Source organism: Novosphingobium sp. BL-S-32, from assembly GCF_056857055.1.
The window spans coordinates 266,088-281,511 of record NZ_CM166476.1 but is presented as its reverse complement, the minus strand read 5'-3'; the positions used below and the strand labels follow the sequence as shown (position 1 = coordinate 281,511).

General features: G+C 64.3%; 14 protein-coding genes. 8 read left to right on the top strand and 6 right to left on the bottom strand.

Translation table 11 applies throughout. The annotated features are described in order from the left end of the window. Nucleotides 1–132 precede the first annotated feature (132 nt). Entirely contained in the window at nucleotides 133–510 is a 378-nt protein-coding gene (hisI, locus tag AC1VVK_RS01400; RefSeq protein ID WP_132385313.1) for a phosphoribosyl-AMP cyclohydrolase, read from the bottom strand. 361 nt (nucleotides 511–871) lie between these two features. Beyond that, a complete protein-coding gene (locus AC1VVK_RS01395) occupies nucleotides 872–1,612 on the bottom strand; it encodes a double zinc ribbon domain-containing protein (protein WP_482904073.1) in 741 nt (246 codons plus the stop codon). A 133-nt stretch (nucleotides 1,613–1,745) separates the two neighbouring features. Here AC1VVK_RS01395 and AC1VVK_RS01390 point away from each other — a divergent pair, with 133 nt between their 5' ends. After that, nucleotides 1,746–2,513, top strand: coding sequence for a methyltransferase domain-containing protein (locus AC1VVK_RS01390; protein ID WP_482904072.1), 768 nt, complete (start codon nucleotides 1,746–1,748; stop codon nucleotides 2,511–2,513). A 36-nt stretch (nucleotides 2,514–2,549) separates the two neighbouring features. Here the strand turns inward: AC1VVK_RS01390 and ppdK are convergent, their stop codons facing one another. The 3 genes from ppdK to AC1VVK_RS01375 all read right to left on the bottom strand — a co-directional run bounded on the left by ppdK (nucleotide 2,550) and on the right by AC1VVK_RS01375 (nucleotide 8,294). After that, entirely contained in the window at nucleotides 2,550–5,213 is a 2,664-nt protein-coding gene (ppdK, locus tag AC1VVK_RS01385) for a pyruvate, phosphate dikinase (RefSeq protein ID WP_482904071.1), read from the bottom strand. 61 nt (nucleotides 5,214–5,274) lie between these two features. After that, complete coding sequence (gene glyS / locus AC1VVK_RS01380; protein ID WP_482904070.1) at nucleotides 5,275–7,392, bottom strand: glycine--tRNA ligase subunit beta; 2,118 nt, start codon at nucleotides 7,390–7,392, stop codon at nucleotides 5,275–5,277. Next, nucleotides 7,389–8,294, bottom strand: a complete 906-nt coding sequence (locus AC1VVK_RS01375; protein ID WP_482904069.1) for a glycine--tRNA ligase subunit alpha — start codon at nucleotides 8,292–8,294, stop codon at nucleotides 7,389–7,391. The genes glyS and AC1VVK_RS01375 overlap by 4 nt, the downstream gene beginning before the upstream one ends. Before the next feature lie 178 nt (nucleotides 8,295–8,472). On the opposite strand from AC1VVK_RS01375, the gene AC1VVK_RS01370 reads away from it, so the two are divergent. The 5 genes from AC1VVK_RS01370 to ychF all read left to right on the top strand — a co-directional run bounded on the left by AC1VVK_RS01370 (nucleotide 8,473) and on the right by ychF (nucleotide 12,847). Then, a complete protein-coding gene (locus tag AC1VVK_RS01370) occupies nucleotides 8,473–9,363 on the top strand; it encodes a TraB/GumN family protein (RefSeq protein WP_482904068.1) in 891 nt (296 codons plus the stop codon). A 7-nt stretch (nucleotides 9,364–9,370) separates the two neighbouring features. Then, nucleotides 9,371–10,225 carry a TraB/GumN family protein gene (locus tag AC1VVK_RS01365; protein WP_482904067.1) on the top strand — a complete coding sequence of 285 codons (855 nt, stop codon included), beginning with the start codon at nucleotides 9,371–9,373 and terminating at the stop codon, nucleotides 10,223–10,225. Between the two features lie 151 nt (nucleotides 10,226–10,376). Further along, entirely contained in the window at nucleotides 10,377–10,988 is a 612-nt protein-coding gene (locus tag AC1VVK_RS01360) for a 50S ribosomal protein L25/general stress protein Ctc (protein WP_132385305.1), read from the top strand. Between the two features lie 116 nt (nucleotides 10,989–11,104). Continuing rightward, nucleotides 11,105–11,674 (top strand): aminoacyl-tRNA hydrolase, encoded by a 570-nt coding sequence (gene pth / locus AC1VVK_RS01355; protein ID WP_132385304.1) that lies wholly within the window; start codon nucleotides 11,105–11,107, stop codon nucleotides 11,672–11,674. A gap of 72 nt (nucleotides 11,675–11,746) precedes the next feature. Further along, on the top strand, nucleotides 11,747–12,847 hold the full coding sequence (gene ychF / locus AC1VVK_RS01350) for a redox-regulated ATPase YchF (protein WP_482904066.1): 1,101 nt from the start codon (nucleotides 11,747–11,749) through the stop codon (nucleotides 12,845–12,847). A 4-nt stretch (nucleotides 12,848–12,851) separates the two neighbouring features. Here the strand turns inward: ychF and AC1VVK_RS01345 are convergent, their stop codons facing one another. Further along, nucleotides 12,852–13,289: a MerR family transcriptional regulator gene (locus tag AC1VVK_RS01345; RefSeq protein WP_482904065.1), complete on the bottom strand. Its 438-nt coding sequence runs from the start codon at nucleotides 13,287–13,289 to the stop codon at nucleotides 12,852–12,854. Between the two features lie 42 nt (nucleotides 13,290–13,331). On the opposite strand from AC1VVK_RS01345, the gene AC1VVK_RS01340 reads away from it, so the two are divergent. Continuing rightward, nucleotides 13,332–14,087, top strand: a complete 756-nt coding sequence (locus tag AC1VVK_RS01340) for a MauE/DoxX family redox-associated membrane protein (RefSeq protein WP_482904064.1) — start codon at nucleotides 13,332–13,334, stop codon at nucleotides 14,085–14,087. A 43-nt stretch (nucleotides 14,088–14,130) separates the two neighbouring features. Then, on the top strand, nucleotides 14,131–15,402 hold the full coding sequence (locus AC1VVK_RS01335; protein WP_482904063.1) for an alkaline phosphatase family protein: 1,272 nt from the start codon (nucleotides 14,131–14,133) through the stop codon (nucleotides 15,400–15,402). The last annotated feature ends 22 nt before the right edge of the window (nucleotides 15,403–15,424 follow it).

The window sequence follows — 15,424 nt, the reverse complement described above, 5'->3', positions numbered from 1 at the left end:
GTTAAGCCGAAATTGCCACCGTCAGGTCCGAAAGAGGGGATTTTTAACACAAGTAAGGAAAGTTATTGTTTTTAAGAGATTATAGCCCCCACCTGCCAGCCTTCACGCGATGTGGGGGCTGTAAGGCAACTGTCAGCTTTCGAATGATTCGAGGTCATTACCGGCGAGTCGCCGATAGAAACAGCTGCGAGCACCCGTGTGACAGGCGGGGCCTTCCGGCCGAACGAGGAGTTCCAGTGCGTCCTGATCGCAATCGACTCGAATCTCTTCGACTCTGAGGAAATGCCCGGAAGTCTCCCCCTTGAGCCAGAGGCTTCCGCGTGAGCGTGAATGGAAGTGTGCAAGCCCCGTCTCGCGCGTCTTGGCCAGTGCCTCGGCATCCATGTAGGCGACCATCAGGATCTCCCGCGTTTGCGAATCCACCGCGATCGCCACCAGCAGTCCATGTGCATCGAACTTAGGGAGAAATTCGCTGCCCAGCTCGCGTTCTGCCTTGGTGATCTCACGCATTTTCGGAAATTTCCCTCTGCTCTCGCACCGGCCTGCCGATGTTGCAGGATAACCACAGCCGATGACCAAAATCCCCGTAACGCCCTCATGCCTCTTTTCAACCCCCGGCTTTGCGTGGATTGTGGCCTTGCAGCTGGGGGGCTGCTTCCGACCACAGGTCGCTGACTGGTAACAAAAGCCTCAGGCAAAGTTACCGAGAACAGGCGCCACGGTTCAGGGAAATGTCGACCTTCCGGTCGGCGAAAGAATGAGGGATCGGACTAGGCGGCCTGCAGGGGGGCCGCCGAACCGCTCAGCGGAGTCCAAGAGTTTCGTCACGAGACGCCCGGAACCTTTGGTTCCGGGCGTTTTCGTATCTGGCTCACACGATATCCAGCGCCTCATCGAGGACGCGCGCGAAACAGGCGATCAGAACCTCTTTGGCACCGGCACGCTTGAGCGCCGACAAGCAGGCCTCGCTGGTGGCGCCACTGGTCAGCACATCGTCCACCAATACGATGCGGGCGCCCTTGACCCGCGCGCGCCGTCGCGGGGAGACGCCGATGGCTCCCGAGAGTACCCGTTGTCGCGCCTTGCCGCCCAATCCGCCCAGCGACGGCGTGGCCTTGCGCCGCTCCAGCATGTCCACTTCGAGTCGCGCACCTCTCATACGAGCGATCACGCGCGCGAGTTCGGCTGCCTGATTGTAGCCCCGGTGCCAGATGCGCCAGCGATGCAGCGGTACCGGCACGACCAGCCACTCTTCGCCGACCTGCGGCACGCGTGCTGCCATGAAAGCACCAAGCATGTCTGCAAGTGCCAGACGATTGCCGTGCTTGAGCGCGAGAACGAGCTTGCGCGAGGCGTCGTTGTACAGGGTGGCGGCAGCGATCCCGTCGTGACGTGGCGGCTCCGCGAGGCAGGGCGCGCAGATCAATCCATCCGGAATGTCTCTCGGGAAGGGCCGCGCGCAGGACGCGCACGAGGGATCACCCGGGATGGCCAGACTGCTCCAGCACTCCGGACACAGCCCGTTCTGCGCAGCAAGCGAGGCTCCGCAAAGCGGACAACGCGGCGGGAAGATAAGGTCCAGTACAGGTGTGAAAGCAGCGGCAATCATCATCGGCGCCAAGCCTAGGCGGCCGATGCGCAAGCTCAAGCTACAAGCTGTTCATCGCTGCACGTCCATCATGGATAACGCACCTGGCTGACGGGCACGGTTGCGCAAGCCGTCAGGACGCGGCAGGGAGCGCGGGATGGCTGAAACCGCTCCCCCTGCGCCCCCCCGCATCTTTGCCCCTTCCCGCCGCATCGCCGCGCGACGCCGCGCGCTGGCTCTCCAACGATTGCCGGATGCCCCGCGCTATCTGCTTGAGGACATGATCGAGGACGTGGAAGAACGCCTCTCGTTCCTCCGCTTCGAGCCCAAACGCGCGCTGATCGTGGGTGACTGGACGGGAACGCTGGCCCGCTCTCTCGCTGCTCGCGGCGTCGAGGTCGTTGAAGCCGAACCGGCGACGGGCTTCGACGAAGAAGCCCCCTACCCTTTCGATGGCTTCGACCTCATCGTCAGTCTCGGCACGCTGGACACGGTCAACGACTTGCCCGGCGCGCTCATCCACGCCCGTCGCGCGCTGGCACAAGGCGGCATGCTGATCGCCAGCTTCCTGTCGCTGGGAAGCCTGCCCCGGCTGCGCGAGATCATGATGGCCGCCGATGCTGAGCGCCCTGCTGCGCGCATTCATCCCATGGTGGACGTGCGCGCGGGCGGGCAACTGCTCCAGCGTACGCTCTTCGCGGATCCCGTGATCGACCAGCGTCCACTTCAGGTCTCTTTCCGTAGCCTCGAACGCCTCGTTGCCGATCTGCGCGCGCAGGGTCACGGCAGTCTGTTGGCCGACCCCGGCCCGCCACTTGGCAAGGCTGCGCTCGAACGTGCCCGGAAGGCTTTCGCCGAGGCCGGAACGGACGGACGGACCGTGGAACGCTTCGAAATCCTCACCCTCTCGGGCTGGAAGAAATAAGAAAAAGGCCGGAGGATCACCCCGGCCTTTTCATCTTCAGGCCAGCGCGGCCTGAGCCGCCGCCAGTCGCGCGATCGGCACGCGATACGGCGAGGCGCTGACGTAATCGAGGCCGACCTTCTCGCAGAACGCGATCGATGCCGGATCGCCGCCATGCTCACCGCAGATGCCGAGCTTGAGATCGGCATAAGTCGCGCGGCCACGTTCGGCACCCAACTGCACGAGCTGGCCGACGCCTTCGATATCGAGGCTGACGAACGGATCGCGCGGATAGATGCCCTTTTCGACATAGGGGCTGAGGAAGCGCGCAGCATCGTCGCGCGAAACACCCAGCGTGGTCTGCGTCAGGTCGTTGGTGCCGAACGAGAAGAACTTGGCCTCCTCGGCGATCTCACCCGCCATCAGCGCGGCACGCGGCAGTTCGATCATCGTGCCGACCATGTAGTCGAGCGTCCGGCCCTTCTCGGCGAAGACCTTGGCAGCGGTTTCATCCACCACCTTCTTGAGGATCTGCAGTTCGCGCTTGGTGGCGACGAGCGGGATCATCACTTCCGGCACGATCGCCTCGCCCGAAGCGGCTGCGACTTCGCAGGCGGCCTCGAAGATGGCGCGGGCTTGCATCTCGTAGATCTCTGGGAAGGTGATGCCCAGGCGGCAGCCGCGATGGCCGAGCATCGGGTTGAACTCGTGGAGTTCGTCGGCCCGGCGCTTCAGCGTGTCGACGCCGATGCCGATCGTTTCCGAAAGTTCTGCAAACTCGGCATCGCCGTGCGGCAGGAACTCGTGGAGCGGCGGATCGAGCAGGCGGATGGTGACCGGCAGGCCGGCCATCACCTCGAAGATCGCGATGAAGTCCGCACGCTGTTCCGGCAGCAGCTTTTCCAGCGCGGCGCGGCGGCCGGCCTCGTCTTCGGCCAGGATCATCTGGCGCACGGCCGAGATGCGGCCGGCATCGAAGAACATGTGCTCGGTGCGACACAGACCGATGCCTTCGGCGCCGAACTGGCGGGCCATCTTGCAGTCGGCCGGAGTCTCGGCGTTGGTGCGCACCTTCATGCGGCGGTGCTTGTCGGCCCAGACCATCAGCGTGGCGAAATCGCCGGCCAGTTCCGGCTCGATGGTCGGCACTTCGCCGGCCATGATGTCACCGGTCGCGCCGTCGAGTGTGATGATGTCGCCTTCCTTCAGCTCACGGTTGCCCATGCGCAGGGTGCGGGTCTTCATGTCGATCGACAGGCCCGAAGCGCCCGACACGCAGGGACGGCCCATGCCGCGCGCCACGACCGCCGCGTGGCTGGTCATGCCGCCGCGCGCCGTGAGGATGCCCTTCGCGGCGTGCATGCCGTGAATGTCCTCAGGGCTGGTCTCGACGCGGACGAGTACCACGGCCTCGCCCATTTCAGCACGCTTTTCGGCGGTGTCGGCATCGAGCACGATCGCGCCCGAAGCCGCGCCCGGCGATGCGGGAAGGCCCTTGCCGAGAATGTCGCGGGCGGCCTTGGGATCGAGCGTGGGGTGCAGAAGCTGGTCCAGCGCCATCGGATCGACGCGCTTGATCGCGGATGCCTCGTCGATCAGGCCTTCGTCCACCATGTCGACCGCCATCTTGAGCGCGGCCTTGGCAGTGCGCTTGCCCGAACGGGTCTGCAGCATCCACAGCTTGTTGCGCTCGACGGTGAACTCGATGTCCTGCATGTCGCGGTAGTGCTTTTCGAGAAGCTCGAACACCGCGGCAAGCTCGGTGTACGCGCCCGACATCGCCTCTTCCATCGACAGCGGCTTGGCCCCGGCACGCTCACGCGCGGCCTTGGTCAGGTACTGCGGGGTGCGGATGCCGGCGACGACGTCCTCGCCCTGCGCATTGACCAGCCATTCGCCGTAATAGGCCTTTTCGCCGGTCGCCGGGTCGCGAGTGAAGGCAACGCCGGTGGCGGAGGTATCGCCCATGTTGCCAAAGACCATGGCCTGCACGTTGACGGCCGTGCCCCAGTCACCCGGGATGTCATTCAGGCGGCGATAGACCTTGGCGCGGTCCGAATCCCAGGAATCGAACACCGCCTGGATCGCGCCCCAGAGCTGTTCATGCACGTCTTGCGGGAACGGGCGGCCGAGTTCTTCCTCGACGATGCCCTTGTATTCCTTGACGATGGCCTTCCAGTTCGACGCCGTCATCTCGACGTCGTTCATGTAGCCATTGTCTTCCTTGGCGATCTCCAGCGCTTCCTCGAAGCGGCCGTGATCGAGGCCAAGGACGACGTCCGAATACATCTGGACGAAGCGGCGATAGCTGTCCCAGGCGAAACGCTCGTCACCCGAGGTCTGGGTGAGGCCCTCTACGGTGGCGTCGTTGAGGCCAAGGTTGAGAACGGTGTCCATCATGCCCGGCATCGAAACGCGCGCGCCCGAACGGACCGAGACCAGCAGCGGATCGGCGGCATCGCCGAAGTTCTTGCCCACGGTCTTTTCGATATGCGTCAGCGCCTCGGCAACGTCGGCGCGCAGTTCGGCCGAGAAATCACCGCCTTCGGCGAGGTATTTCACGCACTCTTCAGTGGTAATGGTAAAACCGGGAGGAACCGGCAGGCCAATTCCGGCCATTTCGGCAAGATTAGCACCCTTGCCGCCGACTACGACCTTGTCGCGCGCGCGTGCGTCTTCATTCTTGACGCCGCCGCCGAACGTGTAGACCTGCCTGCTCATCTATCCCCTGACTTTCCTGTCCTGGTTGATAAAACTCTTCGAGAACTCCGGGGATCAGCCCCTAGCCCTCGATCCTCGAAAAATCCGCGACGTTGTGCACTGCAGCACGGAATCGATCAAGCAAGGCAAGCCTTGAATGGCGCTTCACCTGATCGCTGTCGTTGACGATAACCTGCTCAAAAAACGCGTCTATCGGCGCGCGGAGCGACGCCAGCGCGGTCATCGCGGCGGCGAAATCTTCCGCCGCCACGGCGCGGGCAACTTCGGGCTCGGCAGCCGTGACCACGGTCATCAGCGCCTGCTCGGCGGGCTCGGCTGCGTAAGGCAGCACATCGTCGCCCGCATGCCGGTCCGCCATCTTGGCGGCAATGACCGGCGCAAGATCGGGATCGTCGACCATGGCGAGCGGATCTTCCTCGCCGGTGCGGGAGATTTCTCCCTCCACGCCGTGCCAGTCTTCCTTCTTGAGGATGTTCGCCGCGCGCTTGTACCCGGCGAGCAGGTTCACGCCGTCGTCGGTCTGGACGAAAGCCTGAAGCGCATGGACGCGTGCCAGCAGGCGGACCAGATCGTCTTCACCACCAAGCGCGAAGACCGCATCGATCAGGTCGTGGCGGACGCCGGCTTCCTTCTGCTGGACCTTGAGACGATCCGCGAAGAAATCGAGCAGGTCGCCCTCGGCAACGCCGAAACGCAGGCCGTTGTCGGTGATGAGACGGATGATGCCGAGCGCCGCACGGCGCAGCGCGAAGGGGTCTTTCGAGCCGGTCGGCTTCTCGTCGATCGCAAAGAAGCTGCGGAGCGTATCCAGCTTGTCCGCCAGTGCGACGGCCACCGTCACTGGTGCAGTGGGGACCTCGTCGCCCTGCCCAACCGGCTTGTAGTGATCGCGAATGGCATCGGCCACGGCGTCCGGCAGGCCTTCGGCTCGGGCATAATATCCGCCCATAAGCCCCTGAAGTTCCGGGAATTCTCCAACCATCTCGGTAACGAGATCAGCCTTGCAGAGTTCCGCAGCCTGACGCGCCAGCGTTGGATCGCAGTTCGGGACGATGCCCTCGCTGGCAAGCCATTCCGCCAGCTTGGCCACGCGCTCGACCTTGTCGGCGACAGTGCCCAGCTTCTCGTGGAAGGTGATGCGGGCCAGCTTCTCGGCCTGAGCCGAGAGCAACGTCTTGCGGTCCTGCTGCCAGAAGAAGCGCGCGTCCGACAGGCGCGCCGCCAGCACCTTGCGGTTGCCGTCGACGATGGCTGTGCCGCCGTCGGTGGCGACGATATTCGCCGTGCAAATGAATGCGTTAGCCAGCGAACCTGCCGCGTCTTCGCACACAAAATACTTCTGGTTCACGCGCGCGGTGAGCTGGATCGTCTCAGGCGGAACTTCAAGGAAGTCCTCCTCGAAGCGGCCGAGCAGCGGCACCGGCCATTCGGTGAGGCCCGCGTTCTCGATGACGAGGCCTTCGTCCTCAACCAGCACGAGCCCGGCAGCCGCAGCCGCCTCGCGCGCCTTGGTGCGGATGATGTCCTGCCGTTCCTCGTGGTTCACGAGGACATGGGCGAGGTGCAGCTTGTCTGCATAGTCATGCGCGCCGCCGATGGTGATCTCGCCGGGGGCGTGGAAACGGTGGCCAAGCGTCACGAAGGACGACTGGATGCCGCCCACTTCGCAGGCCACAAGCTCTTCACCAAAGATCGCAACGATGCCCGAGAGCGGACGCACCCAGCGCAGCGATTCGGTCGAGATCGAGGCCGCGCCCCAGCGCTGCGACTTGGGCCAGGGGAAGTTGCGGATGATCGAAGGGATCACTTCGGCAAGAACCTCGGCCACAGCGCGGCCAGGCTTCTCGACGACGGCAAAGTAGGTGTCCTTGCCCTTGAGATCGCGGACTTCGAGCTGGTCCTTGCTGAGGCCTGTCTTGCGCAGGAAGCCTTCAAGCGCCTGTTCCGGTGCGCTGGTGGCTGGACCCTTGGTTTCCTCGTGCACTGCTTCGGTCGCGAGCGGCAGCCCACGCGCGATCAGCGCGAGGCGGCGCGGGGTGGACCAGACGGTCACTTCACCCACGGTGACGCCCGCCGCCGCCATGTCCTTGCGGAACAGCTTTTCCAGATCGGCGCGCGCGCCGGCCTGCATACGGGCCGGGATTTCCTGCGAGCGGAGTTCGAGAAGGAAGTCGGTCATACGGTCCACCCCGGGAACTTGGCTTCCCATTCGGCCTTGTTTTTCTCGATCCACGCCTCGCACGATCCCTTGGCGAGATCCCGCACGCGGCCGATGTAGCTGGCGCGTTCCTGCACGGAGATCACGCCGCGCGCCTGAAGCAGGTTGAACAGATGGCTCGCCTCGATCGCCTGATCGTAAGCCGCGAGCGGGATTTCCGCCATGATGCAGCGCATGCACTCGGCCTCTGCGGCCTTGAAGCCCGCGAACAGCGCCTCGGTATCGGCGATCTCGAAGTTGTACTTCGACATCTGCTGCTCGTTGGCGAGGAACACGTCGCCGTAGCTCACGCCTTCGTTGTTGAAGCGCAGGTCGTAAACGCGGTCCACGCCCTGAATATACATGGCAAGGCGCTCTAGCCCGTAGGTAAGCTCACCGGCGACCGGCTTGCAGTCGAACCCGCCGACTTGCTGGAAATAGGTGAACTGCGTCACTTCCATGCCGTCGCACCAGACTTCCCAGCCAAGGCCCCAGGCGCCCAGCGTGGGGCTTTCCCAGTCGTCCTCGACGAAGCGGATGTCGTGCGCCAGCGGATCCACGCCGATCGCTGCGAGACTCTGGAGGTAGAGTTCCTGAAGGTTGTCCGGATTCGGCTTCAGGATCACCTGATACTGGTAATAGTGCTGAAGGCGGTTCGGGTTCTCACCATAACGGCCGTCGGTCGGGCGGCGGGAGGGCTGCACATAGGCGGCCTTCCACGGCTCGGGCCCGAGCGCGCGCAGCGTCGTGGCGGGGTGGAACGTACCTGCGCCCATGCGCATGTCGTACGGCTGAAGGATGAGGCAGCCCTGCTTGCTCCAGAAATCATGGAGCGTCAGGATCATGTCCTGGAAGCTGAGCGGCTGTTTGGCGGCGGTCGACATCGAAATCCCGTCAAAACTCTTGGCTGCGCGGCCTTTGGCGGATCGAACCCGGCAAATCAACCGCACAAAAAGACCGTCTGGTGACTGGGAGCGCTACCCTGAGCCAGTCGAGGCCGCTAATGGGCCTGGCGGCGGCCTGTTAATGCGCCGTTTGCCCCTCCCCCTTCATGGAACGGCGATGCGAATCCTCCGAAAGTCCCGCCTTCGCCTTCTCGCCGCCGCGCTCGGCCTCTGCGTCGCCGCGCCCACGCTGGCGCGGGATGAAGCCCCCGCGCGCCCCGCCATGTGGAAGATCGAGGACAAGGACACCACCATCTACCTCTTCGGCACGATCCATATCCTGCCCGAGGACACCCACTGGTTTGCCGGTCCGGTTAAGAAAGCCTTCGATTCGTCCGACCTGCTGGTGACCGAGACGCTGGTCGATTCGCCCGAATCGCTGCAAAAGCTGTTCATCGAAAAAGGCATGCGCGCCGATGGGACCACCCTGCGGGCCAGCCTTGCGCCCGAGGAACGCGCCGCGTTCGAGAAAGCGGTTGCCGGAATGGGGCTGCCCGCGGAGACCTTCGATCCCTACGAAGCATGGTACGCGGGGCTGCTGCGTTCGCTCCTGCCGCTGAAGGCGGCGGGATACGACAAGGCCAATGGCGTCGAAACGCTGATCGATGCCAAGGCGGCCGAAGAGCACAAGGCGCGCAAAACGCTGGAAACGCCCGAGTACCAGATCGAACTGTTCGACAGCATGCCGGTCGAGAGCCAGAACCGCTATCTGGGCGAAGTGCTGGACCAGCTTCCGACGCTGCGCGAGGACGTGACCAAAGTGGTTGCCGCATGGAAAAGTGGGCGCCCCAACGAACTCGCCAAGCTGCTCAATGAGGACGAATCGGACGAGGCCATGCGCAAGGCCTTCATCACCGACCGCAATCAGGCCTGGGCCAAATGGCTCGAAGCGCGCATGGCGGTGCCTGGCACGGTCTTCGTTGCTGTCGGCGCCGGACATCTTGCCGGGGAAGGCAGCGTGCAGGATGAACTGGCCAAAGTCGGAATCAAGGCAACAAGGGTTCAATAACAAGACGATGCGTTGGTTTCTTGCCATCTGGTCCAGCCTACTGCTCGCCGCCTGCGCCCAGCAGCCGGAGCCTGCCAATCCGGCGCTCTGGCGCATCGAAGGGCCGCATGGCGAGCAAGGCTGGCTGTTCGGCACGATCCACAGCACCCCGCACCCCTTCGCGTGGCAGACCCCTGCCGTGCGCAAAGCGTTGGCAGCGTCGGACACGATCATGGTGGAAGTGGGCAACCTTGCGGACGAAAAAGCCGTCGCGGCCACTTTCGCAAGACTTGCCAAGAGTGATGGACAACCTCCTCTTTCACAACGCATATCTCCCGAAGAACGCCCTGCCCTTGCCGCGCTGCTCAAGCGCGGCGGCTATTCCGATGGCGACTTCGCGCAGCTTGATACATGGGCAGCCGCCCTCACACTGGCGCGGATCGGCGCGAGCGATGACGATGCCCGCAATGGCGTCGACCGAGGGGTAATGGATGAAGCCGGAGGCCGGCCCATCGTCGAACTTGAAGGCGCCGAACGCCAGCTTGGCCTGTTCGACAGCCTGCCCGAGACCGACCAGCGTGACCTTCTGGCCGCCGTTGTCACCGACCAGCAGAGCGACGACGACACCCGGCTCGCCGACAGCTGGCGCAAGGGCGACATGGCGGCGATCGAGAAGGAAACCCGGCGCGGGATGCTGGCCGACCCGGAACTGCGCGCCGTGCTCTTCACCGGCCGCAACCGGGACTGGACCGGCAAGATCGCCGCCGCCATGCAAGAAGGACGGCGCTCCTTCGTGGCCGTAGGCGCGGCGCATATGGCCGGGCCGGAGGGCCTGCCCGCCATGCTTGCCGCACACGGCTTCACCGTCACGCGCGTGGAGTGACCGCCTCACCCTGCCGCGCTTGCATTTCCGCCGCTTTCCCATTAAGGGCGCGCGCTTCCCGTCATGGTCATCCCTGGAGGCGTGGCGGGACGGTGCGGGCCGATGAGCGGTTCGATACCGAACTTTATCCAGTTTCTGAAAGGCAAGTCCTATGAGCGATACGCTTAACCTGCCGGCCGAGACGCGTGAACGGGCTGGCAAGGGAGCCTCCCGTGCTCTGCGTCGTGATGGCCGCGTTCCCGCCGTCGTCTACGGTGGCAACGAAGAACCCCTCGCGATCCACGTCGAGGAAAAGGAGCTGACCCGTCAGCTCATGACCGGCCATTTCTTCAACTCGATCATCGAGGTCGAAGTTGACGGCAAGAAGCTGCGCACGCAGCCCAAGGACGTTGCCTTCCACCCGGTCTCCGACCGTCCGCTCCACGCCGACTTCCTGCGCGTCGTCAAGGGCGCAACCGTGCACGTCAACGTGCCGGTCGTCTTCGCGAACGAAGATGCCTCGCCGGGCCTGAAGCGCGGCGGCGTGCTCAACGTCGTTCGCCACGACCTCGAACTGGTCTGCGACGCCGAGAAGATCCCGCACGAGATCGCTATCGACGTGACCGGCTTCGAAGTGGGCGAATCGATCCACATCAGCCACGTCAAGCTTCCGGCCGGTGCCGAGAGCGCGATCACCGACCGCGATTTCACCATCGCGACGATCGCTGCTCCTTCGGCTCTGAAGAGCTCGGAAGGCGATACGGCCAAGACCGACGCCGAGTAATCGGACGGTCCCAGATTGGCCCCTCCCGCCCCGGCATGTCCGGCGTGCGGGAGGGGCCTTTCGCTTTTCTGGGCCCCTCTTCTCGAGATCGGCCCTTTTTCAGGATCAGCTAAGCCATGCAGCTATGGGTCGGCCTCGGTAACCCCGGACCGCAATATGCGATGAACCGCCACAACGTCGGCTTCATGGCGGCGGATGCGATCGCCGAGATCCATCGCTTCGGCCCGGTCCAGAAGAAGTTCCAGGGCTGGCTTCAGGAAGGCCGCATCGGCACGCAGAAGGTGCTGCTGCTCAAGCCCGCGACTTTCATGAACGAGAGCGGCCGCGCGGTCGGCGAAGCCATGCGCTTCTACAAGCTGGCGGTTTCCGACCTTACCGTGTTCCATGACGAACTCGATCTGGCGCCGTTCAAGGTCAAGGTGAAGCAGGGCGGCGGGCATGCCGGGCACAATGGCCTGCGCTCGATCGACCAGCATCTTGGCCCCGATTTCCGCCGCGTTCGCCTTGGCATCGGCCATCCCGGCCACAAAGACCGCGTGCATGGCTACGTGCTGGGCAACTACGCCAAGGCGGAGATGGACCCGCTTGCCGGCATGCTCGGCGCTGTCGCCGCCGAAGCCGATCGCCTTGCCGCCGGTGACGACGTGCGCTTCATGAACGACGTGGCACTTCGTCAGCAAGACTGATCGCGGCGCCAGACTCGCTATCCGCCGCGACTGGCGCTAAGGCGCGGCCAATCATTTATTCCGGAGTTACACATGGGTTTCCGTTGCGGAATCGTGGGCCTGCCCAATGTCGGCAAGTCGACCTTGTTCAATGCGCTCACCGAGACGCAGGCAGCGCAGGCGGCCAACTATCCCTTCTGCACGATCGAGCCCAATGTCGGCCAGGTCGGCGTGCCAGATCCGCGTCTGGACAAGCTGGCCGCGATCGCAGGTTCTGCCAAGATCATCCCGACCCAGCTGTCGTTCGTGGACATCGCCGGTCTGGTGCGCGGCGCCTCGAAGGGTGAAGGTCTGGGCAACCAGTTCCTCGGCAACATCCGCGAGGTGGATGCTGTCATCCACGTCCTGCGCTGCTTCGAGAACGATGACATCCAGCATGTCGACAACAAGGTCGATCCCATCGCAGATGCCGAGACGGTCGAGACCGAGCTGCTGCTCTCCGACCTCGAAAGCCTCGAAAAGCGCGTTCCCGCCGCCCAGAAGAAGGCCGCGCAGGGAGACAAGGAATCGAAGATCATCGCTTCGGTTCTCGGCCAGGCGCTGGAACTGCTGCGCGAAGGCAAGCCCGCGCGCCTCACCCAGCCCAAGGACGAAGATGAAGCCCGCGTGTTCGCGCAGGCTCAATTGCTGACCGCCAAGCCGGTGCTCTACGTCTGCAACGTCGAGGAAGAAGCCGCGGCCGAGGGCAACGCATTCTCCGCCCGCGTCTTCGAAAAGGCCAAGGCCGACGGCGCCACTGCCGTCATCGTTTCGGCTGCCATCGAATCGGAACTCGTCGGCATGGAAGCCGAAGAGCGCATGGTCTTCCTTGAGGAAATGGGCCTGCACGAGACCGGCCTCGCGCGGATCATCCGCGCCGGTTACGACCTTCTGCACCTGCTCACCTTCTTCACCGTCGGCCCCAAGGAAGCGCGGGCATGGACCGTGCACCAGGGCGCCAAGGCTCCCGAAGCGGCGGGCGAGATCCACTCGGACATGCAGCGCGGCTTCATCCGCGCCGAGACTATCGCCTATGACGACTACATCGTCCTGAACGGCGAAGCAGGCGCCAAGGAAGGCGGCAAGCTGCGTCAGGAAGGCAAGGAATACGTCGTGCACGACGGCGACGTCATGCACTTCAAGTTCAACGTCTGAACCCTTATCCGGCGCGGGGCTTCTGTCCCGCGCCGCATCCTTGCGTATCCTCGAATGATTCGAGGATGGGACATGGCCCCTCATCGGAACCAGCGCATTCCCGGGCCAGACGGCGCAGCGATCGGCGCGCAGCTTCCAGTTCCGCGATCTCGCGGTCCAGCGCTGCCAGACGCACTTTCGCCATTTCCCGCGCTCTCGGGCGATCTCCCGTGTGATCGAGGCTGATCAGTTCGGCGATCTCGTCGAGGATGAACCCCGCCGCCTTGGCCGAGCGGATGAACCGCAGGCGCCGCACGTCCTCTTCGCCGTAATGCCGCCCACCGCCACCGCCGCCGGTTCGCGCGGGCCGGGGATCGAACAACAGTCCCTTGCGCTGGTAGAACCGCACCGTCTCGACACCTACACCGCTCGAACGCGCCAGTTCGGAAATCGTCAGGGCCATGCTTGACTCCGTACCATGGTACGGAAGGTATAGCCTCTTTCCATGACGCAGCAACCGACCGGAAAGCCGACCGCGGTACTCCACCGCATGGTCATCGACAGACACCCCTGCCCGTGGGGCCTGAAGTCGAAGCACTTGCTTGAGAGACTGGGCTACGCGGTGGAGGACCACTGGCTCACCACGCGCGAGCAGACGGATGCCTTCAAGGCCGCACAAGGCGTTTCCACCACGCCGCAGACTTTCATCGGCGGAGAGCGTATCGGCGGTTACACCGATTTGCGCGCCCGTGTCGGCCTCAGGGTCCACGATCCCAAGGCGAAGAGCTATCGCCCGGTCCTTGCCGTCTTCGCCACCGGGCTGGGCCTTGCCGCGGCGGCGAGTTGGGCAGCCTTTGGCACGCCGTTCACCTTGCGCACGGCGGAGTGGTTCGTCTCGATGACGATGATGCTGCTGGCCATGCTCAAGTTGCAGGACATTGAGCAGTTCTCGACGATGTTCCTCGGCTACGACCTCTTGGCCATGCGCTTCGTGCCTTATGCCTATGCCTATCCGGTGCTCGAATTCCTGACCGGCGCGCTGATGACGGCGCATGCCCTGCCGTGGCTTTCGATCCCGGTCGGCCTCGTGATCGGCAGCATCGGCACGGTCTCGGTGTTCTATGCGGTCTATATCCAGAAGCGCGATCTCAAGTGCGCCTGCGTCGGCGGCTCGGGCGCAGTACCGCTGGGTTTCGTCTCGCTGACCGAGAACCTGTTCATGGTCGTCATGGCACTTTGGATGCTCGCACGAATGGGCTGAGCCGACATCGACCTGTCATCACTTCGCGGCTAGGGGCGCGGGCATGAAACGCTTTCTCCTGCTGCTGGGGGCCTGCCTTGCCCTCCCCCTTTCCGCCGCCCCCCTTCCCGCAGCTGCCCAAAGCGCCCCGCCTGCCGCCGAAGTCCGGACGCCCGTCACGATCCTCGTTTCGATCGACGGATTCCGCGCCGACTATCTCGATCGCGGAATCACCCCCAACCTCTCGGCTCTTGCCGCGAAGGGAATCAGCGCCTCGATGCGCCCCGCGTTCCCGAGCAAGACTTTCCCCAACCACTGGACATTGGTGACCGGAAAAGTGCCCGATCACCACGGCATCGTCGCCAATCGCTTCGAGGATCCCACACGTCCGGGTGAAGTCTTCACGATGGCGAGCGACGATCCCTTCTGGTGGAACGCCGCCGAACCGATCTGGGTAACGGCGGAAAAGGCCGGGATCCGCACCGCCACGATGTTCTGGCCGGGCTCGAACGTCGCCTGGGGCGGCCACCATGTTAAAAAGCCATGGGCCGAGGACGTGGGCGGCATGCGCGCGTCCGACTGGCAGCAGTACAATCAGGCCGTCACCCCCGTGCAACGCGTGGCGGCCGTGATCGACTGGCTGCGCCGCCCCGCCGCGACCCGCCCGCGACTGGTGACGCTCTATTTCGATCAGGTCGACACCGCCGGTCACCGCTACGGCCCCGTCGATCCGCACACCGATGCCGCGATTGCCGATGCCGATAGCGATATCGGCCTGCTCGTCTCCCAACTGCGCGAACTGGGTCAGCCGGCCAATCTCGTGATCGTCGCCGATCACGGCATGGCTGCCACCTCCAGCGAACGCACGATCGTACTCGACAAAGTGGCCGACCCGAAGCTCTACGAACTGGGCGACACCGGCCCCTTCGCCACGATCACCCCCGTCAAGGGCAAGGAAGCCACGGTGGCAGAGGCCCTGCTCAAGCCCCATGACCACATGCAGTGCTGGCGGCGTCAGGATATTCCCGCCCGCCTCCGCTACGGCAGCAATCCCCGCATCGCACCGTACTTCTGCCTTGCCGAAACCGGTTGGGGAATCGCCGCCACCGCGCCGACCAAGGTCGAGAGCGGCGGATCGCATGGCTTTGATAACGCCGCTCCCGAAATGGCCGCACTGTTCGTGGCAGCGGGACCGGCGTTTCGCCCGGCGGGCAAGCTGCCCGCGTTCGACAATGTGGATATCGCCCCGCTGCTGCGCGACTTGCTCGCCCTGCCCCAGGCCAGCGACGGCGATGGGGACGATGCCCCGTTCCGTCCGGTACTGACAACGAAGTAGCCGAGCTTTCCCCGCCTGCCGG

Bases quoted from the DNA above. Each gene is read 5' to 3' on its own strand.
- hisI (WP_132385313.1), bottom strand. From the start codon at position 510: ATGCGTGAGATCACCAAGGCAGAACGCGAGCTGGGCAGCGAATTTCTC.
- AC1VVK_RS01395 (WP_482904073.1), bottom strand. From the start codon at position 1,612: ATGATGATTGCCGCTGCTTTCACACCTGTACTGGACCTTATCTTCCCG.
- AC1VVK_RS01390 (WP_482904072.1), top strand. From the start codon at position 1,746: ATGGCTGAAACCGCTCCCCCTGCGCCCCCCCGCATCTTTGCCCCTTCC.
- ppdK (WP_482904071.1), bottom strand. From the start codon at position 5,213: ATGAGCAGGCAGGTCTACACGTTCGGCGGCGGCGTCAAGAATGAAGAC.
- glyS (WP_482904070.1), bottom strand. From the start codon at position 7,392: ATGACCGACTTCCTTCTCGAACTCCGCTCGCAGGAAATCCCGGCCCGT.
- AC1VVK_RS01375 (WP_482904069.1), bottom strand. From the start codon at position 8,294: ATGTCGACCGCCGCCAAACAGCCGCTCAGCTTCCAGGACATGATCCTG.
- AC1VVK_RS01370 (WP_482904068.1), top strand. From the start codon at position 8,473: ATGCGAATCCTCCGAAAGTCCCGCCTTCGCCTTCTCGCCGCCGCGCTC.
- AC1VVK_RS01365 (WP_482904067.1), top strand. From the start codon at position 9,371: ATGCGTTGGTTTCTTGCCATCTGGTCCAGCCTACTGCTCGCCGCCTGC.
- AC1VVK_RS01360 (WP_132385305.1), top strand. From the start codon at position 10,377: ATGAGCGATACGCTTAACCTGCCGGCCGAGACGCGTGAACGGGCTGGC.
- pth (WP_132385304.1), top strand. From the start codon at position 11,105: ATGCAGCTATGGGTCGGCCTCGGTAACCCCGGACCGCAATATGCGATG.
- ychF (WP_482904066.1), top strand. From the start codon at position 11,747: ATGGGTTTCCGTTGCGGAATCGTGGGCCTGCCCAATGTCGGCAAGTCG.
- AC1VVK_RS01345 (WP_482904065.1), bottom strand. From the start codon at position 13,289: ATGGCCCTGACGATTTCCGAACTGGCGCGTTCGAGCGGTGTAGGTGTC.
- AC1VVK_RS01340 (WP_482904064.1), top strand. From the start codon at position 13,332: ATGACGCAGCAACCGACCGGAAAGCCGACCGCGGTACTCCACCGCATG.
- AC1VVK_RS01335 (WP_482904063.1), top strand. From the start codon at position 14,131: ATGAAACGCTTTCTCCTGCTGCTGGGGGCCTGCCTTGCCCTCCCCCTT.